We start from the raw sequence: 23848 nt of genomic DNA on the forward strand, positions 1-23848 counted from the left end.
CGTCCTATGCAGCGGTCGACCGGGGAAGACGCGGCAGGTTTTCAGCAATCATGCGCCAGTCGGCCAATTCCGCCTCACCCTCGTGACGCTCACCGAAGAACTGCGCGATCAGTTCGCCATTGGCGTCGTAAGCTTCCAGCGAAGTCACATGACCGTCCTTGGTCGGCTTGCGCACGACCCACGCGTCGGCAATGTGATCGAGACGCAGATGCATGTGGAAGGTCGGATCAAGCACATTGAGCCATGGGCCCATCATCTTGATTTCATGGATCGGGCCGGTATGGATCTGGATGCAGCCGCGATTGCCGACAAAGCACATGATCGGCAGCTGTTGCTGCACAGCGTGGTTCATCATCGCTTCCACGGATGAAAGATCAACACGCCATGCGAAATCCTGTCCGGCGAGATGCACGGCCTGATGGCGGTCAACGCCAAAATCCTTCAGCAGCCCCATGAACTGATGCACATCGGTCAAAGCGCTCCAGCGCTCGCGAAAGGCATCGGTATCGACAAGCGCGACATTGGCCTTTGCACCTTTCGGCGCAATCGCGGTCGTTTCGATCGAACCCGACTGATCATCAAGCAGAAGTTCGGTGACAAGCGCCTCATAGGCTTCAACATCGGATGCCGGACGCAGGTGAATCTTGTGCACGGCCTCACCGGAGGCATCGAAGAATTGGAGGCTGCGGCGCAGTTCCTCGCCGTCCTTCTTGCGAACCGCGAAACCATGCACCCAATGCTTCGGGAAAATACGCAGATCAATCTGCTTGCCCAGCACGATTGAGGCATGCGGGCCCCAAACGGCCTTTTCGAACGGTCCGATCTTTTCGTGCACGACACTTTCGTTGCGCGTCAGCGCCATCACTTCGCCAAGGGTCGAAGCGCGCTTAAGCAATGTCTCAACATCCGCGCGAATGCGGCGGGCCGAAATGGCGGCATCGTCGCCGAGGCCACAATGGGCAGCAACGAAATCAGCTTCTGAAATACCGAGGCTCTGCGCGAAATCGCGTTCGCGCGCCTTCGGGTTGCCCGCCCGTGCCTGGAGAATCTGCTCTGGGGAGGGCTTGGAATGTTGCGTCATGTGTGTCGTGCCTACTTGTTCAAAATGAGCTTGCCTTGGCGGGTAATCTTGAGGCGATAGAGCGATCCGCCATGCTCTATCCCTACCTCGCGGGAGCCGTCGAAAAGTTCGCGGCTGCCATAAGTTTTGATCTGCGCTTCTTTCAGGGTCGCGCGAATCGGCGGCGCGGTGCGCTCAACCGAACGCCCCGTTCGGTCGCCAGTGTTGTCGCCTGCCGGACCGTCGATCACGCGATTGGCAGAACGGTCGGCGGCGTGCCCGCGGGGCAAACGCACTTGCATGTCGATATGAATACGCCTGTTCATTTTATCGCCCTGACGTTGACTTGAAAGCTCCGCTCGAAAGCCCCGTTTTCACAAAATCATATCCGCCTGTTCATCGCGAAATTGATTTGTTGACATCATTAGTCATGTTTACTAATCACTGCATTACTGGATTAATCGAGTCAAGTTTAAATCTCGCCCTTCCAGCGCAAGCCACGAAGAATTCGTCTTCGCCAGCCAGCAGAGCTGCCTCCATATTGGAAGCATTCTAAACAATTGAATTCTGAGGGCTTCCTGCCGTGTCTCAGGTCGGCGGGGGAGCACACTTGCGCAGAGGAAATACAGCAATGCGGGCGACTGGTGGGGTACACAAGCGTTCATTCCTGGCGAGCAGCGGGCTCGCCGTCATTCTTGTCGCAATGGCGTCGCAGTCATGGGCGCAGGAGCAAAAAGCAGCCGAAGGCGAAAACGACGTCAAGCTGAAGACAATCACCATCCGGGGCGCTGGCGCCAGGGGTGATGCGACCTACAACACGCCCGCCGCCGTCAGCACTGTTTCCAGCGAAGAGCTTCGCCGCAACGGCGATGTGAAGCTGGATGATGTGTTGCGCGACAAGCCGGGCGTCTTCACCCGCATGAACGGCTCCCAGCCGGGCGTGGCGGTCAATATTCGCGGCTTTGAAGGTTCCGGACGCGTCAACATGATGGTCGATGGCGTTCGTCAGAACTTCCGGTTCACCGGCCATGAGGCGCAGGGCTTCACCTATGTCGATCCGAACCTTCTCGCCGATATCGACATTTCGCGCGGCGCAGTGACCGGCACCGGCGGCGGCGCACTTGCAGGCAGCGTCAATTTCCGCACGCTCGGCGTGGATGACATCGTCCGTCAGGGCCAGCAATATGGTGTTCTCGGACGCGCCTCGTGGGGCAGCAACGGCGTCGGTTTCTCTGAAATGCTGGCCGCCGGTGCGCGCGTCAATTCGATGGGCGTTGCCGCAGCCATCAGCCGCCGCGATTCCAACAATTACAAGAATGGTGATGGCGCTGAACAGCCGGATACCGGTCAGGAACTGACCTCCGGGCTCGTCAAAACCGAGTTCGGCTTCGGCGAAGATCACAAGCTGGCGCTTGGCGGTGTTTTTTACAACAACGATTTTGGTGCCAATTCCTACGATCAGAACGTCAAGAACAAGACGTTCACGGCGAATTACACCTACAATCCGTCGGATAACGACCTGATCGACCTGCATGTCAACGCTTATTACAATCGTCTCGACATGACCTATTACAACAGTCTGTCCACGGGCCGTCCGGGCAGCGCGACTGGCCGCACCATCACCGACAAGGGCTATGGCTTCGATATTTCGAACACATCGCGTTTCAACCTCGGTGAAGTGGGCGTCAAGTGGAACTACGGCGTCGAATATTTCCGCGACAACATTTCGGGCGACAATTCCGGCGTCAATCCAGTCGACGGACGCAGCAGCAACGGCGCAGTCTTCTCCGAAACCACCTTGAGCTACGGCATTGTCGACCTGATCGCCGGCCTGCGCTACGACTTCTTCAAAACCTCGGGCAGCGCCGATACTGGACTGGCTGGCTTTGGCGAAAACGGCGTCTATGACGTCGATATTTCCAAGCAGCGTCTCGATCCGAAAATCACGCTGGCGATCAACGCCACCGACTGGTTGCAGCCATACGTGACCTATTCCCAGAGCATGCGTTCGCCAACGCTGCAGGAAACCATGTTGGGCGGCAACCATCCCGGCTCGACAAGCGTCAGCTTCTTGCCGAATCCGACCCTATCGCCTGAAACCCAGAAGGGTTGGGAAATCGGCGTCAACCTCAAGAAAGACGATCTGTTTCTTGCCGGAGACTCGCTGCGTCTGAAGGCCGATTATTACGACATGGATGTCGAGGACTACATCACGTCCACGTTCAACCCGACCTATCGCAAGTACCAGTTCGTCAATGTCGACGGCACTTCGCAGGTGCGCGGCTTCGAACTCGAAGCGATGTATGACGCAGGCATGGCCTTCGGCGGCATTACATATACCCACTCGAAGTCGGATCTTCCGGCGCAGACCCCAGGTCTCGGTGCAGGTCAGTACATGCCGGATGATGTCTTCTCCGTCAGCGGCGGCGCACGCTTCTTCGAGCGCAAGCTGACGGTTGGCGGTCGCTACTCCTATGTTTCGGGTGGCGATACCGTCGGTTATACCGGCGTTACCCAGTCGGACAGCTATGGCCTCGTGGATGTGTTCGCCAATTACAAGTTCACCGAGAACGTCGATCTGACTTTGAAGGTCAATAACCTGTTCGACAAGAGCTATACGCCATTCCTGAGCACATCGGGCTCCGGTCAGGGTCGTACGTTCCTCGTGGCGACACAGTTCCAGTTCTGACCATGGCGGGCGCCTGATCGCCCGTTTTAACCGTCGCATCTGTGAAGACCGGCCCACCTTCTGACCGCGGCTGTGGCCTTCTGATCCCGAGATGCGACGCGGCGCGTGCGGTCTTGACCCCGCACGCGCCTGAAATTCGAATTCAGTTTTCTGGCCATGCCGGCCCGAAAACCCATATAGTCGATCTAAAGCCAGTCCAAACCTAGTGGAAAAGGATGAGCCATGTTCATAGCCATGAATCGCTTCAAGGTGCGCGTCGGCAGCGAAGCAGATTTCGAAGCCGTCTGGAAAAACCGCGATTCCACGCTTTCCGAGCTGCCGGGCTTTGAAACGTTCCACCTGCTGCGCGGCGCAACCAATGAGGAAGAAGGCTATACGCTCTATGCTTCCCATACGGTCTGGCGCAGCCGCGAAGACTTTGTCTTCTGGACCAAGTCGGAACAGTTCCGCGAAGCGCATCGCAATGCCGGAACCAACAAGCCTCTCTATCTTGGCCCACCGCAGTTTGAAGGCTTCAGCGCCGTCGAAGGCGCCTAGTGGATTGAATTTGGCGTTTTAATCCCGGCTGACACATAAGCTGTTTCAAACGTCAAATTCGAAAAAGCCATCGGATTACGCTTCAAGCCATTGCCACGCCCACCTTTTCCACATGGGTGCGGCGAAATGGCACAGCCTCTATCGGTATAGCTTCAACGCCGTTGCAGATAGAGCATTTTAACAGATAATTAGTGTTTAAACATGGGTAGTTAACTCATATTTAGAATGATTCTAAGTTATTGTTTTTTAGAACATTTCAAAAACATAGAATTTGACAGACACCCCGCTCGCCAGCCATAACCTGACCTAGTTTGGCGAGTTTAACAGACCGTCGAAATAGACCTTTAATGTTCGGGCCTTTAACCCTTGCAATTGGAGGAACCATTGTCCGGTTCATCTTGGCCTTGCGCCACCAGTAAAATAACGCTGCGCGTTTCCAGCAGCGATCTTGAAGTAGAAGTACCGGGCAATCAGGTAAACTTCCTCCGTTTTTCGCATTCCGCGTCGGGTTTTTACTGCCAAAACGGCATGGGAGTATCCATCTCATGCTAGTTTGTAGCTGTAACGTCATCACAGATAAAGATATCGAAGCAGTTGTGATCGAACTTCTCGATCAGGACTGCTGGCAGCTTATCGTCCCCGGCACCGTCTATAATGCCATGTCCAAGCGCGGCCGCTGCTGCGGCTGCTTCCCAAACGTCGTAGAAACGATCATAAGGGTGACTGAAGAGTATCATCTTCGTCACAACCAAATGGACGAAAACGTTATCCAGTTCATGGATCGTGTACGTTCTCTACGCGACAAATTCGGGAGTTCATGGAATGAAAGGCGAACCAAAGGTCATCGAGCGGCTTAACGAGGCTCTGTTTCTCGAGCTCGGCGCCGTCAACCAGTATTGGCTGCACTACCGCCTGCTGAACGACTGGGGTTTCACGCGTCTTGCCAAGAAAGAGCGTGAAGAATCCATCGAAGAGATGCATCACGCTGACAAGATCATTGACCGCATCATCTTCCTCGAAGGTCACCCAAACCTGCAGACTCTCGCACCGCTGCGCATCGGCCAGAACGTAAAGGAAGTTCTGGAAGCCGATCTTGCTGGTGAATATGATGCCCGCGCTTCCTACAAGAAGTCGCGCGAAATCTGCGACGAGCTCGGTGATTACGTTTCCAAGCAGCTTTTTGACGAGCTTTTGGCAGACGAGGAAGGCCACATCGACTTCCTCGAAACCCAGCTCGACCTGCTGGCGAAAATCGGCGAAGAGCGCTACGGCCAGCTGAACGCCGCTCCTGCGGACGCAGCCGAATAAGCCTGTTTTTCCAGGTGCTCCGAAGCCGGGACCTCCAGTCCCGGCTTTTTTATTGCTGAGCCAGCCCACTGGTCATGACGATACACAGCCTTGCTGCGGCAACCGCGCCCGGCATCCAAGCTTTACCTCGCCCCCTTTGTCGTGGTATTGCGCGCGCAATTTCCGAAATTTGCAAGGTTCCCCCAATGAGCGCACCGCGCGTCAGTTTCGTTTCACTTGGCTGCCCGAAGGCGCTAGTTGATTCCGAACGCATCATCACAAGCCTCCGCTCGGAAGGCTATGAAATCTCCCGCAAGCATGACGGCGCCGATCTGGTGATCGTCAATACATGCGGCTTTCTCGATTCCGCACGCGACGAGTCGCTTGATGCCATCGGCCTCGCTCTCAACGAAAACGGCAAGGTGATCGTCACCGGCTGCCTGGGTGCCGAACCGGAGGTCATTCGCGAACGTCACCCGAATGTTCTCGCTATCACTGGCCCACAGGCCTATGAAAGCGTCATGAGTGCCGTGCACGAAGCTGCCCCGCCCGCGCATGATCCGTTCGTTGATCTGGTGCCGCCGCAGGGTGTGAAGCTCACGCCGCGCCATTATGCCTATCTGAAAATTTCGGAAGGCTGCTCTAACCGCTGCTCTTTCTGCATCATTCCGGCGCTGCGGGGCGATCTCGTCTCGCGCCCGATCGATCAGGTGCTGCGCGAGGCCGAGAAGCTGGTGAGCGCCGGGGTCAAGGAAATCCTTGTTATCTCTCAGGATACGAGCGCCTACGGCCTCGACATCAAGTATCAGGAAGCCATGTGGCAGGACCGTACGGTCCGCACAAAATTCCTCGACCTTTCGCGCGAACTGGGCGACATGGGCGTCTGGGTGCGCATGCACTATGTCTACCCCTACCCGCATGTCGACGAAGTCATTCCGCTGATGGCGGAGGGCAAAATCCTGCCTTACCTCGATATTCCGTTCCAGCATGCTTCACCTGCGGTTCTGAAAAACATGCGCCGCCCGGCCCATCAGGAAAAGACCTCACGCCGCATTCAGGCATGGCGTGAAACCTGCCCCGATCTGGCGGTGCGCTCAACCTTTATCGTCGGCTATCCGGGTGAAACCGAAGAGGATTTCCAGCTGCTGCTCGACTGGCTCGACGAAGCCAAGATCGAACGCGCGGGCTGCTTCAAATATGAGCCGGTCAAGGGTGCAAAGGCCAATGATCTTGGTCTTGAGCAGGTGCCGGAAGAAATCAAGGAAGCCCGCTGGCATCGTTTCATGGCTAAGCAACAGCAGATATCCACCAATCTTCTCAAGAAGAAGGTCGGCAAGCGCCTGCCTGTCATTATTGACGAGGCAAACGGCACCGTTGCCAAGGGCCGCACCCGCTATGACGCACCCGAAATCGACGGCAGCGTGCATATCCAGTCGCGCCGACCGCTGCGCGTCGGCGATATTGTGACTGTAAAGATCGAAGCGAGCGACGCCTACGATCTGCACGGCATCGCTGTCTGATGGTGGCTCCGGCTGCCATTGTCATCAGAAAAGCAACATCGGCAGATGTGGCGGCTATCGTCGCCATGCTTGCCGATGACGGGCTTGGCGCAAAGCGCGAAGACGCCAGTCTGCCATTGCGCGACGAATATCTGAATGCCTTCGCAGCCATCGATGCCGATCCGAACCAGTTTCTGGCCGTGGTCGAGCATGACGGGCGGATCATTGGCTGCATGCAGCTGAGCTTCATTCCAGGCCTGTCCCGCATGGGTCAATGGCGCGGCCAGATCGAAAGTGTGCGTATAGCGAGCGATATTCGCGGCGGCGGCATTGGTCGTCAGATGATCGAATGGGCTATCGAGAAATGCCGCGAACGGGGCTGCGGGCTGGTGCAGCTCACCACGGACAAATCCCGTTCCGATGCGCTGCGTTTTTATCAGTCGCTTGGTTTCACCGACAGTCATGAAGGCCTTAAACTGTCGCTTTAAGAAAGCTCTGTAAAAAGCTTATAAAAAAGAAAAAGGGCGCTTGAGGCGCCCTTCTTTTTTGCCTGTGAACTATGCTTACTGCGGGAGCTTGTCGTCAACGCCAGCGACGTAGAAATTCAGGCCAAGCAGGGTCTTGTCGTCGGCCTGTTCGCCAGCCTTCAGCCATTCCGAACCGTCCTGCTTCTTGATCGGGCCGGTAAAAGGCTTCAGTTCGCCAGACTTGATCTTGGCTTCGGTTTCCTCGGCCAGTTTCTTCACGTCATCTGGCATATTGGTGTAAGGCGCCATCTTGACGAGGCCTTCCTTCATGCCCCACCAGACATTCTGGCTCTTCCAGCTGCCGTCGAGAACAGCCTTGGTGCGGTCGATATAGTATGGACCCCATTCGTCCACGACTGCGGTAAGCTGTGTGTCGGGGGCGAACTTGATCATGTCCGAAGCCTGACCAAAAGCCTTGATGCCGCGATCATGCGCCACCTGAATGGCGGCGGTGGAATCGGTGTGCTGGGTGATGATGTCCACGCCCTGATCGATCAGAGCCTTGGCGGCATCAGCTTCCTTGCCCGGATCGAACCAGGAATTGACCCAGATTACCTTGACCTTGAATTCAGGATTGATCGACTGTGCGCCGAGCATAAAGGCATTGATGCCCTGCACGACTTCCGGAACCGGCACTGAGGCGATGTAACCGGCAACGCCCTTGGTCGACATCTTGGCGGCGATCACGCCCTGCACATAACGGCCTTCATAGAAGCGCGCATTATAGGCTGACATGTTGTCGGCGGTCTTATAGCCGGTCGCATGCTCGAACTTCACCTTCGGGAACTTCTTGGCGACCTTGACGGTCGGGTCCATATAGCCGAACGAGGTCGTGAAAATCAGCTGATTGCCAGCGCGTGCCAGACGTTCGATGGAACGCTCGGCGTCAGCACCTTCCGGCACGTTTTCAAGAAAGGTGGTCTCGATCTTGTCGCCCAGCGCTTCGACCAGTTCCTTGCGCGCCTGATCATGCTGATAGGTCCAGCCGAAGTCGCCCGGAGGTCCGATATAGATGAAGCCGACTTTGAGTTTGTCTTCTGCATGCGCCGCGCCGCCGAGCATAAAGCTGGCAGCGGTGGCGATGGCCATAAGCGTCTTTTTCATGGTCCCTGCACTCCTTGTTTGCACCCTATAAAAACGAAACCGTCCTGTCGTGGGAACCGGTTCGCGTTTAACCCCTATCTGTCCGGAACGAACGGCTTACCGAGCGACGCAGGCGTGTTCATCATCGTCAGGCGCTTGTTGCGCGAGATGATGACCAGCACCACGATGGTCGCGATATAGGGCAACGCCGAAAGCAATTGCGACGGTAGGCCGAAACCAAGCGCCTGCGCATGCAGCTGGCCGATGGTCACGGCGCCAAAAAGATAAGCTCCGATCAACACCCGCCATGGTCGCCACGACGCAAAAACGACGAGCGCCAAAGCGATCCAGCCGCGACCGGCGGTCATGTTTTCCACCCATTGCGGCACATAGACGAGCGAGAGTTGCGCGCCCGCAAGGCCTGCGCAGGCACCGCCGAACAGCACCGCCAGATAGCGTGTGCGCACCACATGCACGCCAAGCGCATGGGCGGAACCGTGGCTGTCGCCAATGGCGCGCAAGGTGAGCCCCGCGCGCGTGCGAAACAGGAACCACGTCACTGCTGCAACCAGCATGAGCGAGAAGTAAAAGATCGGGTCTTGCCCGAACAGGAACCGCCCAACCAGAGGAATATCCGTGAAATAGGGAATATAGATAGCATCGAGCCGGACACCCGGAACACCAACAAAGCTTTCGCCCAAGAGTGCTGAAGCGCCGATACCCAGAATGGTGAGAGCAAGACCAGTTGCCACCTGATTGGTGACCAGAGTAAGCGTCAGGAAGCCGAAAATGGCCGAGAACAGGGTTCCAACGGCTATGCCCGCCAATAGGCCGAGCCATGCCGAGCCGGTGAGCTGCGCTGCTGCGAAGCCGGAAACAGCGCCCATCAGCATCATGCCTTCGACGCCCAGATTGAGAACGCCCGAACGTTCAACCACCAATTCTCCAATGGCTGCGATCAGCAGCGGTGTTGCGGCGGTGGCGATGGTGAGAAGAATGGCCTGTGTCAGTTCCATCGGATCAGGCCTTTCCCGTTTTGTGTGCGCTGACAAAACGAATGCGGTAGAGAATGAGCGTATCACAGGCCAGCACAAAGAACAGGATCATGCCCTGAAACACGCGCGCCGATTTTTCTGAAATGCCGATGGCAACCTGCGCCGCCTCGCCGCCGAGATAGGACAGCGCCAACACAAGGCCTGCAGCGATAGCGCCGAGTGGGTTCAGACGCCCGAGAAACGCGACGATGATTGCGGTGAAGCCGTAGCCGGGTGAAATGACCGGACGAAGCTGCCCGATAGCGCCAGATGTTTCCGCAATACCGGCAAGGCCGGCCAGCGCGCCTGAAACGGCAAAGACGAAAAACACTAGTTTGCCGGAACTGAAGCCCGCGAAGCGCCCTGCCCTCGGGCTTTGGCCGATGACCTTGACCTCGAAGCCCTTCAGCGTGTGCTTGAGCAGGAACCAGACCAATAGCGCGGCAATCAGCGCCAGAATGAAGCCCCAATGGGCGCGTCCCGATTCACTCCATATTTCCGGCAGAATAGCGCTGTCATTAAACTGGCGCGTTTCCGGGAAGTTATAGCCTTCCGGGTTACGCCACGGTCCGCGCACCAGCCAGTCGAGGAAGAGTTGCGCCACATAGACCAGCATCAGGCTGGTGAGAATCTCGTTCGTATTGAAGCGGACCTTGAGAAAGGCCGGAACCGACGCATAGGCAGCACCGCCCGCCATGCCCATCAGCATCATCAGCGGCAGCACGAGCCACGACTGAAAGTCGGGAAACATCACCGGCAGAATAGAACCGGTGACGGCCCCCATGATGAATTGCCCTTCAGCACCGATATTCCAGTTGTTCGACAGGAAGCAGACGCACAGACCCACCGCGATCAGGATCAGCGGCGCGGCCTTGACCAGCAATTCATGCCACGACCAGATATCGAACAAAGGTTCGGCGAAGAACACATAAAGCGCATTGAACGGGTCCTTGCCCATCAATGCGAAGGCGAGCCCGCCGAATATGAAGGTCAGCGCAAGAGCCAGCAAAGGCGACAAGGCGCTGAAAAGTCTGGACGGCTGGGGGCGTTTGACGAGTTCGATCCGCATCAGGCCGCACCCATCTCTGCTTCACCGGAAATGCCGCCCATCAGCAGGCCGATCTTTTCAAGAGTCAATTCGGCAACAGGCATAGGCTCGGAAAGCTGGCCGTGATTCATGACCGCTATCCGGTCACTGATTTCGAAGAGTTCATCGAGATCCTGGCTAATGACGAGAACGGCAGAGCCCGATCGCGCAAGGTCCACAAGGGCCTGCCGGATATGAGCCGCAGCACCCGCATCGACGCCCCATGTCGGCTGGTTGACGACCATGACCGATGGCGAACGATCAAGTTCGCGACCAATGATGAATTTTTGCAGATTGCCGCCGGACAGTGCCGAAGCTGGCGGGTTTTCTGCGCTTTTGCGCACATCCATCCGCTCAATAATGCGTCGCGCAGCGGAATGCAGTGCGCTTTCGGCGATCAACTTTAACGCGCCGCCGCGCAGGAACGCTTTCGCATCGGTCTTGTAGCGCGACAGAAACAGATTGTCGGTCAGTGACAATGACGGCACCGCACCGTGGCCAAGCCGCTCTTCTGGCACAAAGGCCGCCCCCATCATGCGCCGTTCGCTGATGCCGAGCCTGCCTGCATCCTTGCCTCGAATACGCACAGTCGATGCAGCCGATTGCAGCACCTCGCCGGAAATGGCTTCGAAGAATTCGCCCTGCCCGTTGCCCGCAACGCCCGCAATGCCGACAACTTCGCCAGCCGCCACCGAAAGCGAGATATTGTTCAGCGCCGTGGAAAACGGTCCCCGTGGCGGCTGCGACAAAGACTTGATCTCAAACAGCGCTTCAGCGCGCGTCGCCGGAGCATCCATCGGGCTGCGCGCCACCACCTTGATGTCGTTGCCAACCATCATGCGGGCGAGCGACGCCGCCGTTTCCTTGCGTGGATCGCAATGCCCAACCACCTTGCCGTGGCGCAACACCGTTGCGCGGTCGCAGAGGCGCTTCACCTCTTCCAGACGATGACTGATATAGAGAATGGATTTGCCTTCAGCCTTCAGCCGTTCCAGTGTTTCAAACAGGCGGTCGGCTTCCTGCGGCGTCAGAACCGAGGTCGGTTCGTCCAGAATGATCAGGTCCGGTTCCTGCAACAGACAACGCACGATTTCGATGCGCTGGCGCTCGCCGACCGAAAGGTCGCCGACATGGGCCTGCGGATCGACCGGCAAGCCATAGGTCTTGCCCACTTCGCTGGCCCGTTTTGCCACATCGGACAGCGACAGAGCGCTATCCAGCGAGAGAGCGATATTCTCAGCGGCAGTCAGCGAGTCGAAAAGCGAAAAATGCTGAAAAACCATGCCGATGCCGAGCTTTCTTGCAGCGGCAGGTTCGCCAATGACGACGCTCTGGCCCTTCCAGACGATTTCGCCCTCAAGCGGTTGCAGCGCACCGAACAGCATCTTAACGAAAGTGGATTTTCCAGCGCCGTTCTCGCCCAGAAGCGCGTGAATTTCGCCCTTGGCAATGGTGAGATCAACCCCATCGCAAGCTCTGAGCTGCCCAAATAGTTTCGTGAGCCGGCGGACATCCAGAAGAGGCCGGTCGGATAAATTGGCTGACATTATTCCCCAAATGTATTTTTGAAAGACCTTAGCAGCAATTTTGCACTTGAAAAGAGCAAAAGCAGGCTCTGCCTAACATATGCACATCGGCGATAGGTTACCCCTCACTCGCGCCGCGAAAACAAGGTCAATCAGACGACATTACGGGAGTAAAATACTGGTTCCGGTGGTCTTGCGCGCTTCCAGTTCCTCATGCGCCTTGTGGGCGTCTTTGAGCGCATAGGTCTGGTTGATCTCGATCTTCACCGCACCGCTGCCCACCACGTCGAAAAGCTCGGCTGCGGTCTTTTCGAGGTCGGAACGCTTGGCGACATAGTTGAACAATGTCGGACGGGTTGCGAAGAGCGACCCTTTCTGCGCCAGAAGCCCAAGATCAAACGGCGGAATGACGCCCGATGACTGGCCGAAACAGGCGAACATGCCGAGCGGCTTCAGGACATCCAGCGATCCCATATAGGTATCGCGACCGACAGAGTCGTAAACCACGTCCACGCCTGCGCCATTGGTCAGTTCACGCACTCTTTCGGCGAAATTTTCCGTGCGGTAATTAATGACATGGTCATAGCCATGCTGCTTGGCAAGCGCGATCTTGTCTGGCGATCCGGCTGTGCCGATAACCGTTGCGCCAAGATGCTTGGCCCACTGCCCTGCGATCAGGCCGACACCGCCAGCCGCCGCATGAAAAAGGATCGTCTGTCCGGCTTCAACCCGGAAGGTGCGCCGCAACAGATATTGCGCCGTCATGCCCTTCAGCATCATGGAAGCGGCAGTTTTGAGATCAATGCTTTCCGGCACGATCACCAGACGGTCGGCAGGCAAAATGCGCTCGTCGGCATAGGAACCCGGCGTTGCCACATAAGCGACGCGGTCACCCACCTTCACATTGTCAACACCGGCACCAACGGCAATAACCGTGCCAGCACCTTCATTGCCGGGCGTGAACGGCATTTGCGCTGCCTTGTAGAGACCCGTGCGGAAATAAACGTCGATGAAATTGAGGCCGACGGCTTCATGGCGAACCTTCGCTTCACCCGGCCCCGGCTCACCGATTTCGATCTGCTCATAGTTCAGAACTTCAGGCCCGCCGGTCTGATGAACGCGAATGGCATTGATCATCATACGTCTCCGCTCTTTTTTGCAGCTGCAACTTTCTCGGCCTCAATAACGGCGGCGGTGCGCCCAAGGCCGGGGAAGAACTGCATCACTGCGCCAATGAAATAGATATAGAGCCCGGTCACGGAAATGCCCACGCGCACCCAGAGCGGCGCATCCAGCGTATAATAAAGCGCGATCGCACCAAAGGCGCACCAGAGCAGAAACACCGTGAGATTGATCGGGCGCAGGCGCACAACGCGCACCGGATGCAGGAAGTTGATCGGCAGGAAGGACAGGATCGCCGATGCAACCACGGTGCCGAACGCCACCCATTCTCCCGGCCTGACGATGAAGAGGGTGAAGACCACCATGTTCCACACCACAGGGAAGCCCTTGAAGAAGTTCTCCTTCGTCTTCATGCCGGTATCGGCATAATAGATCGCGCTCGACACGACGATGATCGCGCCGGATATGAAGGAGAGGTTCGTCCCCATAAAGCCGCTCTGATACAAGGCAAAAGCAGGGATCAGGACGTAGGTGACATAGTCGATGATGTTGTCGAGCAGTTCACCCGACCAGTTGGGCAACACATATTTGACTTCGAGCTTGCGCGCGATTGGCCCGTCGATGCCATCTACGAACAGCGCGAGGCCAAGCCACCACCACATCGCCGTATATCGCCCGTCGCTGGCCGCGACGATGGACAGAAAAGCCAGAAACGACCCCGATGCCGTCAGCAAATGGACAGAAAACGCCTTGGCTTGCGGCGCGGTGACTTTCTTGGCTTTGAGTTTTCCGGTCAGTTTGGTTTTCACGCTGTTCGCCATTCCGTTTTGTCGCCGCGCAGTTTCCGCAGAAGATACAGCGATTTTATTTCAAATCTCGCCTTGGCTCACCTTGGGCTTACCTTAGGCTCATCGTGGGCGTTTACACCAAACAAACTGACGCCCCAACCGTTCTGTTGGATCATGACGTAATCTATCCCAGAAAAGCCGTGTTCTTAGTTGAAGCTTTCCCCGAATAAGCTCAAAAGAGCAAGTAAGGCATGAGGCAAATCAGCCTTAATTCCACGGAAGAATGGCCTTTGCCGGCATTTCGGTCTAAGTGCTGCTTGAGAACGGCACGGAAGAATCATCTTCATAGCTGCACTTCTGGCCGACACGTCCCGACGAAGGATGAAGCGAATGAACGATCTGGTTGCGAACAAGCCAATGACTGACATCGTGATCAGCGGCGGCGGCCCTGCTGGCATGATGGCCGCGCTGGCGCTTGGCGCGAAGGGCTATCGCACCATCCTTCTGGGACCCGAAACGGACAAGGGCGACCGCCGCACGACGGCGCTGATGATGCCCGCCATCCGTTTTCTCGAACAGATCGGCGTCTGGTCGTCCATCCAGCCGGAAGCCGCACCGCTCGCCTCCATGCGCATTGTCGATGCGACCCAGCGCCTTGTCCGCAGCCCGACAGTCACCTTCCGCGCCGGTGAAATCGGCGAAGAGGCATTTGGCTATAATATCCCCAATGCCGTTCTCAACGCGAAGCTTGCCGAAGCTGTGGCCGAGAGCGCCAATATCGAGCGCAACACGGCGTCGGCTATCGAATATCGCCCCAATGGCGACCATGTAACGGTGACATTGGCGGGTGGCGACACCCTTCATGCCCGCCTGCTGGTAGCCGCTGATGGGCGCAATTCCGGGGCACGCGAAGCCGCAGGCATCCGCGCGCGCCGCTGGAACTATCCACAAACCGCTGTTGTCTTATCCTTCGCCCACAGCATCAGCCACGAAAACATCTCGACAGAATTTCATACCGAGCACGGCCCGTTCACGCAGGTTCCACTGAAAGGCAAGCGTTCGAGCCTTGTGTGGGTGGTGAACCCGGAACGCGCCGAAACCTTGCTCACGCTGGACGATCAGGCTCTGGCCGCACAGGTCGAAGAGATGATGCAGTCGATGCTCGGCCGGATCGAAATCGACGTGCGCCCGCAGGGCTGGCCTCTGTCCGGGCTGGTGCCAAACGCATTTGCAGCCAAGCGAACCATCCTGATTGGCGAAGCAGCCCATGTTTTCCCACCCATCGGTGCACAAGGGCTTAATCTCGGCACACGCGACGTGGAAACGCTGGTAAAGGCCATCGAAAGCGACCCTGTCGATCCAGGTTCTGGTCGTGTGATCCGCGCTTATGACCGCGCACGCCGTCCAGATATTCTGGCCCGAACCGGCTCGGTCGATGCGCTCAACCGCTCGCTTCTGTCGCCCATGCTACCCGCGCAGATCGCGCGCGGCGTCGGGTTGGAAATGCTGCGATCCTTCGCGCCGTTGCGGTCATTCTTCATGCGGGAAGGCCTGCGCCCCGGCAGCGGCTTTACGCATTTTCTCCCCAAACTTCCCAAGCTGGCAGACCGTCAACGCGACAACGCCAGCAAATAAAGGCTTCCCTCAAAAACTTCATGTTTCACGACCGCTTTAATTTGGCGGACGGTGAACTACATAACGTCTCATGGGTATGACACAGATAAAACACGCGAAATTCCAAATCGGCCAGGTGGTGAAACACCGGCTGTTCCCGTTCAGAGGCGTTATCTTCGACGTGGACCCCGAATTCGCAAATACGGAAGAATGGTATGAGTCCATACCGGAGGACGCACGTCCTCAGCGCGACCAGCCCTTCTATCATCTCTTCGCGGAAAACGCTGAATCTGAATATGTGGCCTATGTGTCCGAGCAGAATCTGCTGCCCGACGTCAGTGGCGAGCCTTTGCGCCATCCGCAGATCGACGAGATTTTCGACCGACTCGACAACGGCACCTATCGGGTGAAATCGCAGCACGCGAACTAAGTTGTCCTCACCTTTTAAAGCGATAGTTCAAAGAAAAAGGGCGCTGAAAAGCGCCCTTTTATTATGACCATGGTTTTGCCGATTAGTTGGCAGCGCCCTTGGCTTTTTCCTGTTCAGCCTTCATCTTGGCTTCGAAATCTTTCTGCTTCTTCTGGACGGCGTCCTGAAGTTCCTTCTGGCGGTCTTCCAGTTCCGACTGCTTCAGAGCCGGGCCGGTGAGAGCCTGCGAGAAGCCGGTCAGGGCAACCGGGATCGGGTTCGGCTTGTTCTGATAATTGACCGAGGTCAGCGTCAGCTTGCCGCCCTTCTGGAGAGCCTTGATCAGATCATCGTTCAGCGGTGCTTCTGCGATGCAGCGATCAGGGAAGCAGATGCCGTATTCAAGCTTTACCGCTTTGTTGTTGTCGATCTGCATGCCAACGCCAGCCGGAATCAGGCGGCCAATCGGCACGGTGACCTGGAAAATCTTGCGATTGATCTTGCCCTTGATCTCGATGAGGTTAACGGCGGTCAGCAACTGGCCGGAATCGGCAGTGATGATGTTCTGCGTGTTGCAGATGTCGTTATCTTCCTGCTTCGAGCAGACCTTGAACCAACCCTGCGGCGGCTGCTGCGCCGATGCAGGCATCGTTGCGGAGGCAAGCAAGGCGAACGCGCCAGCGATGGCCGATGTGGCAGCGATTGTCTTCGTGCTGGACATGATCAACAGGTTCCTTTCAACGCTCTGATCTGTAGTTCCCGTATTCTGGTTAGTCAGCGATAGACCGTCACTGGTTTGAAAATGCGGCAACAGCGTGACCTTTAGGACTCTTCAATCCTATTCCGGGGCGGTGTTACAACGACTGCGGGCGCGAATCCAGACCAGTTTCCATCTGGAAGGCTCGGAATCCCGTAAAATCACCATTTTCATTTGTACTGTAACGCGCGGAACACGCCCAAAATACCTATATATTATAGGATCATGATAATTTCGCCTAACGAATCAATGCTATTTCGTATTTCCTGAAAAACAAGCGCCTCACGCTTACTTACAATGGACGAATGAAGTTGAACGGATCGATCGCTCATTTGCGCAGAAAATTCCTGCTGGCAATCACGCGGGGGCTCAGATTAGGGCTTCCGGCGGCTATGGTCGTCTCGATGACGGGAATCGGTGCGCGTATGGCGCAGGCCGAAACAGCAGCTGCGCCCGATTATGCTCTCTCCATGCATGGAGACGTGGCGCTTCCTGCCGACTTTACGCATTTTCGCTATGCCAATCCTGATGCGCCCAAGGGCGGCAAGCTGACCATCGGTGTTGTCGGCACGTTCGACAGCCTCAATCCATTCGTGCTGAAAAGCATGCGCACGACTGCGCGCGGCCTGTTCAGCGATGGTGAGTTCGGCAATCTCGTTTTTGAGACATTGATGCAGCGCTCACGCGATGAACCTTTCACGCTCTACCCGCTGCTTGCGGAAAAAGTCGCCATAGACCCCGAACGGAAATGGGTGGAATTCACGCTGAACCCGAAGGCCAAATGGTCGGACGGGCAGCCAGTGACGGTGGATGATATTATCTTCACCTATCAAATTCTCACCGAAAAGGGCCGTCCCCCTTTCAACAACCGAATGAGCCGGATCGACAAGATCGAGAAGACTGGCGAGCGCTCGGTGCGTTTCAACTTCAACGACAAGTCGGACCGCGAGTTTCCGATGCTGATCGCGTCAGTGATGCCGGTTCTTCCGAAACACGCAACCGAGCCGGCGACCTTCGGTAATTCCACACTGAAGCCGCCGCTCGGCAGCGGTCCCTATCTGGTATCTGGTGTCCAACCCGGCCAGCGCATCATCTATAAGCGCAACCCGGATTATTGGGCCAAGGACATTCCGTCAAAGCGCGGCACGGACAATTTCGACACGCTGACGATCGAATATTATCGCAACGAAACCTCACTGTTTGAATCCTTCAAAAAAGGACTGCTCGATGTTTTCATCGAGGGCAACCCGACGCGCTGGGAAAAATCCTATGATTTTCCGGCTGTGCAGCAAGGCAAGGTCATCAAGGAAAGCTTGGAAAAGGGTACGCCCGCGAACATGCTGGGCTTCGTGTTCAACACGCGTCGTCCGATCTTCGCCGACCGTCGCGTGCGGCAGGCGCTGGGATTGCTGTTCGACTTTGAATGGGCGAACCGCAATTTGTTTGCAGGGCAGTACAAGCGCACCCAGAGTTTTTGGGAAGGCTCCGAGCTTTCTTCCGTCGGCAAACCCGCCGATGCGCGGGAGAAGGAACTTCTGGCTCCCTACCCCAATGCGGTGCGTGGAGATGTGATGAACGGCACATGGCATGTGCCCGTCACCGACGGCACCGGCCATGACCGGACGCCCGCCAAACAGGCCTATGATCTTCTGATGGACGCCGGTTTCCAGTTCCACAACGGACTGGCCGTCGATTCCACCGGCAAGCCGCTGCAATTTGAAATCATGACGCGCTCGGCGGATGAAGAGAAGATCGGGCTTGCCTATAAGCGCAATCTGGCCCGGCTCGGCATTACGGTGGATATCCGCACTGCTGATGACGCACAATATCAGCAACGGCTCCAGACCTTCGATTACGACATGATCCTCGGCGCGCTTTCCAGTTCGCTGTCGCCCGGCAATGAGCAGTGGATGCGCTGGGGCGCGGCGTCGCGTGATGCGCAAGGCAGCTTCAATTATCCAGGCGTGGCCGATCCCGCCGTCGATGCGATGATTGATGCGCTGCTCGCCGCGCGCACGCGTGCTGATTTCGTCAGTGCGGTGCGTGCGCTCGACCGGATATTGCTATCGGGCGATTATTATATTCCTCTGTATCACCTCCCTTATCAGTGGGTGGCACGGTGGGACCGGATCGAACATCCTGCAAAAACAGCGCTCTATGGCTTTCAGCTACCGACATGGTGGCGCGCTCAGCCTTGAGTTCTCGTTGATAAGGCCGTAATTCGCCCTAAATCCATTTCCTATAATATGCATATCGATGCGGGAGGCGTGCCTCCCGCAACCACACGGAGCATCCCGCATGAGCGAAAAGAAAATCACCATCGATGTCGTATCGGATGTCGTCTGTCCGTGGTGTTTCCTCGGACGCAAGCGGCTTGAAAATGCGCTCGCCATGCTGCCCGATGTGGAAGCTGAAATTCGCTGGCGTCCGTTTCAGCTCGATCCGACACTGCCGCCGCAAGGCAAGGACCGTCAGGCCTATATGCGCGAGAAATTCGGCAACGGCTCTAAGATCGATGACATCCATAAGCAACTGACCGAGCTTGGCGAAGAAAACGGCATTGTCTTCGATTTTGAAGCTATCACTCGTGCGCCCAACACGCTCGATGCGCATCGTTTGATCCACTGGGCGGCACAGGCCGCACCCGACACGCAGAACAAGCTGGTCGGTACGCTGTTCTCGCTTTATTTTGAGCAGGGACAGGATATTGGCGACCATGAAGTGCTGGTCGATGCTGCGGCAAGCGTTGGGATGGACGCAGCCGTTGTCGCCCGCCTTCTGGAAAGCGACGCCGACAAGGTCACAATCCGCGAGGAAATCGACACCGCCAACCGTATCGGCGTGCGCGGCGTGCCCTGCTTCATCATCGATCAGAAATATGCCGTCATGGGCGCACAAAACGCCGATGTTCTGGCCGATGCCATTCGCCAGACGGCGGAAGGCTTTGAGCCGGGGATTTCGGAAGATCGGTAGACCAATTATGGCGGCGGGTTAACCCGCCGCGATTTTCGCCAGCTGCGTCATGATGACAGCCGAGCCGTTGAGACGTTTTTCTGGTGTCGCCCAGTCGCGGATGAACACGATGCTTTGATCTGGCCTGATCTTGGCCATGGAACCCTGTTCGCCGATCATCTTCACCAGACCGACCGGATTGTTGAACGTCGCGTGGCGGAACTGGATGACGACGCCCTTCGGACCGGCATCCAGCTTTTCAACATTAGCGCGACGGCACAGCGCCTTGATATAGACGATCTTGAGCAGATGCTGCACTTCTTCCGGCATCGGACCGAAGCGGTCGATGAGTTCCGCACCGAAGGCGTCGATATCCTGCGGCTCTTCCAGATCGGCAAGACGGCGATAAAGGCCAAGGCGCAACTGCAGATCGGGCACATAGGATTCGGGGATCATGACCGCCGTGCCAATGGCGATCTGTGGCGACCATTGGCTGTCTTCCACCTCGCCGGAACCCTTGAGCGTCGCAACGGCTTCTTCCAGCATCTGCTGGTAAAGCTCGAAACCGACTTCCTTGATGTGGCCAGACTGTTCCTCGCCCAGCAGATTGCCCGCGCCGCGAATATCCATGTCGTGGCTGGCAAGCTGGAAGCCTGCGCCAAGCGTATCCAGCGATTGCAGCACCTTGAGGCGACGTTCCGCCATCTGTGTCAGCATCTTGCCCGCCGGAAGCGTGAACAGTGCAAAGGCGCGCTGCTTGGAGCGTCCGACACGACCACGCAGCTGATAAAGCTGCGCCAGACCGAACATATCGGCGCGATGCACGATCATGGTGTTCGCGGTCGGAATATCGAGGCCGGATTCCACAATGGTCGTGGAAAGAAGCACGTCGTACTGACCGTCATAAAAGGCGTTCATGATATCGTCGAGCACGCCCGGCGCCATCTGGCCATGCGCCACGGCGACTTTTAGTTCCGGCACATGCTCTTTCAGGAATTCTTCGATATCGCCCAGGTCGGAAATACGCGGACAGACATAGAAACTCTGACCGCCGCGATAACGCTCGCGCAGCAACGTTTCGCGAATAACGAGTGGATCGAATGGCGAAACAAAGGTGCGGACCGCCATGCGATCCACCGGCGGTGTGGTGATGAGCGAGAGTTCGCGCACACCGGTCAGCGCAAGCTGCAAGGTGCGCGGGATCGGCGTTGCCGAAAGCGTCAGCACATGCACGTCGGATTTCAGTTCTTTCAGCCGTTCCTTATGCTTGACACCGAAATGCTGCTCCTCATCGATGATGAGCAGGCCGAGATTCTTGAACTTGATCGAGTTGCCGAGCAGCGCATGGGTGCCAACGACAATATCGACCCTGCCTTCTTCCAGACCTTTCTTGGTGGCGGCCAGTTCCTTGGTGCCAACCAACCGCGAGGCATGGGCAACGGTGATCGGCAGGCCGTGGAAACGCTTGGAGAAAGTCTTGAAATGCTGGCGCGACAAAAGCGTGGTCGGCACCACGACAGCCACCTGAACTCCGTTCAGCGCTGCGATAAAGGCGGCGCGCAACGCCACTTCCGTCTTGCCGAAACCGACATCGCCGCAGATCAGGCGATCCATCGGCTTGCCTGCGGCCAGATCATCCGCCACCGCTTCGATGGCCGTCATCTGGTCTTCGGTCTCATCATAAGGGAAGCGAGCGGAGAATTCCGCATAAAGCCCATCGGGCGGCGTCATCACCGGCGCACCGCGCATCTGGCGTTCGGCGGCGATCTGGATCAGATGGCCCGCAATCTCAAGCAGTCGCTTCTTGAGCTTGGCCTTGCGCATCTGCCATGCGCCGCCGCCAAGCTTGTCGAGAACCGCGTCGGAGCCTTCCGAGCCGTAGCGCGAGAGAAGCTCGATATTTTCGACCGGCAGGAACAGCCGGTCATCGCCTGCATAGTGAAGTTCAAGACAATCATGCGGTGCGCCCGCTGCGGTAATCGTCTTGAGGCCGATGAAACGTCCGATGCCGTGATCGACATGGACGACAATATCGCCTGCCGTCAGCGACGCCACTTCCGAGATGAAATCCTGATCACGCTTGCGGCGCTTGGAACGGCGGATAAGACGGTCGCCGAGAATATCCTGTTCGGCAACGACGACTAGGTCACCGGCATCAAAGCCGCTTTCCACGGCAAGAACTGCCGCCGTCACCTTATCGCGAGACAGCGCCTTGACGGTTGAAAGCCGATCAACCGTCTCGATCTTTTCCAGCCCGTGCTCATCGAGAACCTGCAACAGACGGTCAAGCGAACCTTCCGTCCAGGCGGCAACCAGAACTTTCTTGCCGGAGGCGCGCAGATCGGCAATGTGCTTCACCGCGGCCTCGAACAGGTTGACGTCGGTGGCGGCCCGTTCCTCGGCGAAGTTGCGGCCCTTATGGGCGTCCGCGTGAACAATGGTGCGGTTCGATACGTCCGGTGTGCCGAAGGGCGTAAGGTCGATGCGAAGTCCGCTCGCCTGCACCGCATCTTCGACCGCTTGCGGCGTGAGATAGAGGGTTTCCGGCTTGACCGGCTTATAGGGTACCGCGTCGCTGCCTGCTTCCTTGCCTTCAGCCTGACGCAGCCGCGCTTCATAATGGTCCACCACCATGGTGTGGCGCTCGGTCAGCGCTTCGTGCACCAAATGATCGAACACCACAGGCATGCCGCCCGCATGGTCGAAAACCGTTTCCAGATGATCGTAGAACAGCGGCAGCCAATGTTCCATGCCCGCAAAGCGACGGCCTTCGCTGACTGCCTGATAAAGCGCATCGTCACGCTGCGGCGCGCCGAACATCGCCACGTAATTCTTGCGGAACCGGCTGATCATGTCGGGCGAGAGCGTGATTTCGCTCATCGGCTGCAGCACGAATTCCTTGCGCGTTCCGGTCGTGCGCTGCGATGCGGGATCGAAGGCACGGATCGTTTCCAGCGTATCGCCGAAGAAGTCGAGCCGCAAAGGCTCTTCCGCGCCCGGCGCGTAAAGATCAAGGATGCCGCCACGCACGGCAAATTCGCCAATATCGCGCACGGTAGAAACGCGCTCGAAACCGTTGCGCTCAAGCCTTGAAGCCAGACTGTTCATGTCGAGCTGATTGCCGGGACGCGCCGAAATCACCTGTTCGGCAATGGCGGCCTGCGGCGGCAGCTTTTGCAACACGGCATTGGCAGTGGTCAGCACGATGGCCGGATGCGGCGTCTTCTTGAGCGCTGCCAGAGCACCGAGCGCGGTCAGCCTGCGCGCCGATGCATCGGCACCGGGCGATACGCGGTCATAAGGCAGGCAGTCCCAGGCGGGCAGATGCAGCACCGGTAGATCCGGCGCGACGAAGCCCAACACCTGCTCCAGATCGGCAATGCGCTGCCCGTCGCGCACGATATACATAATTGGCCCGCGTTCGCCGATCTCGTCCACCAGACGCGCGAGGCAGAACGCCTCGAAGCCATCGGCAACACCGTCAATGACGATGTGGCGTCCGGCTTTCGTATCCGTATTGGGCTTGAGACCAAATTTGCTGAAAACGGGCATGGATTTCTTAAAACTCTATGCGGTCACGGAAGGCGACAATATCGCGGAACAGCGGCGTATCATGTTCTGCGGGGATAGGGCTTTCGCCCGTCACCCATTTGAGAAGATCACGATCCAGCACTTCCAGAATCTGCTCGAATTCATCCAGCTGGGCATCGGTGAAACTGACAATATACGCATCAGCATATTGGCCAAGAATCAAATCCATCTCGCGCATGCCGCGATGCCAGGCGCGAAACAAAAGCTTGCGACGCCGTACATCCAGATTTTCCGCCGCAAGTGTGCTGCCAGTCATGTCGGAACTGCTCCATTTATCAAAATCGCT

Annotated in this window: 21 protein-coding genes; 10 read left to right on the plus strand and 11 right to left on the minus strand. The window is 57.2% G+C overall.

Translation table 11 applies throughout. The features are described 5' to 3' along the window. Window positions 1–4: 4 nt before the first annotated feature. Together WIX40_RS03030 and hemP are read right to left on the minus strand one after the other, a co-directional pair. Window positions 5–1081 carry a hemin-degrading factor gene (locus WIX40_RS03030; RefSeq protein ID WP_339438365.1) on the minus strand — a complete coding sequence of 359 codons (1077 nt, stop codon included), beginning with the start codon at window positions 1079–1081 and terminating at the stop codon, window positions 5–7. 11 nt (window positions 1082–1092) lie between these two features. Then, window positions 1093–1239 carry a hemin uptake protein HemP gene (gene hemP / locus WIX40_RS23650; protein WP_371834139.1) on the minus strand — a complete coding sequence of 49 codons (147 nt, stop codon included), beginning with the start codon at window positions 1237–1239 and terminating at the stop codon, window positions 1093–1095. Window positions 1240–1691: 452 nt separating this feature from the next. On the opposite strand from hemP, the gene WIX40_RS03040 reads away from it, so the two are divergent. The 6 genes from WIX40_RS03040 to WIX40_RS03065 all read left to right on the plus strand — a co-directional run bounded on the left by WIX40_RS03040 (window position 1692) and on the right by WIX40_RS03065 (window position 7560). After that, window positions 1692–3749 carry a TonB-dependent receptor domain-containing protein gene (locus tag WIX40_RS03040; protein ID WP_339438367.1) on the plus strand — a complete coding sequence of 686 codons (2058 nt, stop codon included), beginning with the start codon at window positions 1692–1694 and terminating at the stop codon, window positions 3747–3749. A gap of 222 nt (window positions 3750–3971) precedes the next feature. Continuing rightward, entirely contained in the window at window positions 3972–4286 is a 315-nt protein-coding gene (gene hmuQ, locus WIX40_RS03045; protein ID WP_140023714.1) for a heme-degrading protein HmuQ, read from the plus strand. A gap of 545 nt (window positions 4287–4831) precedes the next feature. Further along, window positions 4832–5143 (plus strand): (2Fe-2S)-binding protein, encoded by a 312-nt coding sequence (locus WIX40_RS03050; protein WP_109367516.1) that lies wholly within the window; start codon window positions 4832–4834, stop codon window positions 5141–5143. Beyond that, a complete protein-coding gene (gene bfr / locus WIX40_RS03055) occupies window positions 5109–5594 on the plus strand; it encodes a bacterioferritin (protein ID WP_171317361.1) in 486 nt (161 codons plus the stop codon). The genes WIX40_RS03050 and bfr overlap by 35 nt, the downstream gene beginning before the upstream one ends. 185 nt (window positions 5595–5779) lie before the next feature. Further along, window positions 5780–7093, plus strand: coding sequence for a 30S ribosomal protein S12 methylthiotransferase RimO (gene rimO / locus WIX40_RS03060; RefSeq protein WP_121538809.1), 1314 nt, complete (start codon window positions 5780–5782; stop codon window positions 7091–7093). Continuing rightward, a complete protein-coding gene (locus tag WIX40_RS03065; RefSeq protein ID WP_339438373.1) occupies window positions 7093–7560 on the plus strand; it encodes a GNAT family N-acetyltransferase in 468 nt (155 codons plus the stop codon). Before rimO ends, WIX40_RS03065 begins: the two co-directional genes overlap by 1 nt. A gap of 75 nt (window positions 7561–7635) precedes the next feature. Here the strand turns inward: WIX40_RS03065 and WIX40_RS03070 are convergent, their stop codons facing one another. The 6 genes from WIX40_RS03070 to pcsA form a co-directional block, all read right to left on the minus strand. Next, window positions 7636–8703 carry a BMP family ABC transporter substrate-binding protein gene (locus tag WIX40_RS03070; protein ID WP_121539622.1) on the minus strand — a complete coding sequence of 356 codons (1068 nt, stop codon included), beginning with the start codon at window positions 8701–8703 and terminating at the stop codon, window positions 7636–7638. A 74-nt stretch (window positions 8704–8777) separates the two neighbouring features. Beyond that, window positions 8778–9698, minus strand: coding sequence for an ABC transporter permease (locus WIX40_RS03075; protein WP_109367521.1), 921 nt, complete (start codon window positions 9696–9698; stop codon window positions 8778–8780). A gap of 4 nt (window positions 9699–9702) precedes the next feature. After that, entirely contained in the window at window positions 9703–10785 is a 1083-nt protein-coding gene (locus WIX40_RS03080; protein WP_339438377.1) for an ABC transporter permease, read from the minus strand. After that, window positions 10785–12350 (minus strand): ABC transporter ATP-binding protein, encoded by a 1566-nt coding sequence (locus WIX40_RS03085; protein WP_339438379.1) that lies wholly within the window; start codon window positions 12348–12350, stop codon window positions 10785–10787. The genes WIX40_RS03080 and WIX40_RS03085 overlap by 1 nt, the downstream gene beginning before the upstream one ends. Window positions 12351–12491: 141 nt before the next feature. Beyond that, on the minus strand, window positions 12492–13466 hold the full coding sequence (locus WIX40_RS03090; RefSeq protein ID WP_339440913.1) for a quinone oxidoreductase family protein: 975 nt from the start codon (window positions 13464–13466) through the stop codon (window positions 12492–12494). Next, the gene (gene pcsA, locus WIX40_RS03095) at window positions 13466–14272 is read right to left on the minus strand and encodes a phosphatidylcholine synthase (protein WP_109367525.1); all 807 of its coding nucleotides are present in this window, start codon (window positions 14270–14272) and stop codon (window positions 13466–13468) included. The genes WIX40_RS03090 and pcsA overlap by 1 nt, the downstream gene beginning before the upstream one ends. Before the next feature lie 357 nt (window positions 14273–14629). On the opposite strand from pcsA, the gene WIX40_RS03100 reads away from it, so the two are divergent. Next, window positions 14630–15874, plus strand: coding sequence for a UbiH/UbiF family hydroxylase (locus WIX40_RS03100; RefSeq protein WP_140023709.1), 1245 nt, complete (start codon window positions 14630–14632; stop codon window positions 15872–15874). Between the two features lie 70 nt (window positions 15875–15944). After that, window positions 15945–16283, plus strand: a complete 339-nt coding sequence (gene hspQ / locus WIX40_RS03105; protein ID WP_171318811.1) for a heat shock protein HspQ — start codon at window positions 15945–15947, stop codon at window positions 16281–16283. 82 nt (window positions 16284–16365) lie between these two features. Here hspQ and WIX40_RS03110 read toward each other — a convergent pair whose 3' ends face one another. Beyond that, complete coding sequence (locus tag WIX40_RS03110; RefSeq protein WP_109367528.1) at window positions 16366–16983, minus strand: invasion associated locus B family protein; 618 nt, start codon at window positions 16981–16983, stop codon at window positions 16366–16368. 341 nt (window positions 16984–17324) lie between these two features. Between WIX40_RS03110 and WIX40_RS03115 the strand changes: the two genes are divergently transcribed. Together WIX40_RS03115 and WIX40_RS03120 are read left to right on the plus strand one after the other, a co-directional pair. Next, window positions 17325–19217 carry an extracellular solute-binding protein gene (locus WIX40_RS03115; RefSeq protein WP_371834114.1) on the plus strand — a complete coding sequence of 631 codons (1893 nt, stop codon included), beginning with the start codon at window positions 17325–17327 and terminating at the stop codon, window positions 19215–19217. Window positions 19218–19317: 100 nt separating this feature from the next. Then, window positions 19318–19992 (plus strand): DsbA family oxidoreductase, encoded by a 675-nt coding sequence (locus WIX40_RS03120; RefSeq protein ID WP_339438387.1) that lies wholly within the window; start codon window positions 19318–19320, stop codon window positions 19990–19992. Window positions 19993–20010: 18 nt separating this feature from the next. Here the strand turns inward: WIX40_RS03120 and mfd are convergent, their stop codons facing one another. Together mfd and WIX40_RS03130 are read right to left on the minus strand one after the other, a co-directional pair. Beyond that, complete coding sequence (gene mfd / locus WIX40_RS03125; protein ID WP_339438389.1) at window positions 20011–23523, minus strand: transcription-repair coupling factor; 3513 nt, start codon at window positions 23521–23523, stop codon at window positions 20011–20013. 7 nt (window positions 23524–23530) lie between these two features. Continuing rightward, the gene (locus WIX40_RS03130; RefSeq protein WP_109367532.1) at window positions 23531–23818 is read right to left on the minus strand and encodes an FAD assembly factor SdhE; all 288 of its coding nucleotides are present in this window, start codon (window positions 23816–23818) and stop codon (window positions 23531–23533) included. Between the last annotated feature and the right edge of the window lie 30 nt (window positions 23819–23848).

The sequence above is a fragment of the Ochrobactrum teleogrylli genome (assembly GCF_037482325.1).
GTDB classification, from domain to species: domain Bacteria; phylum Pseudomonadota; class Alphaproteobacteria; order Rhizobiales; family Rhizobiaceae; genus Brucella; species Brucella teleogrylli.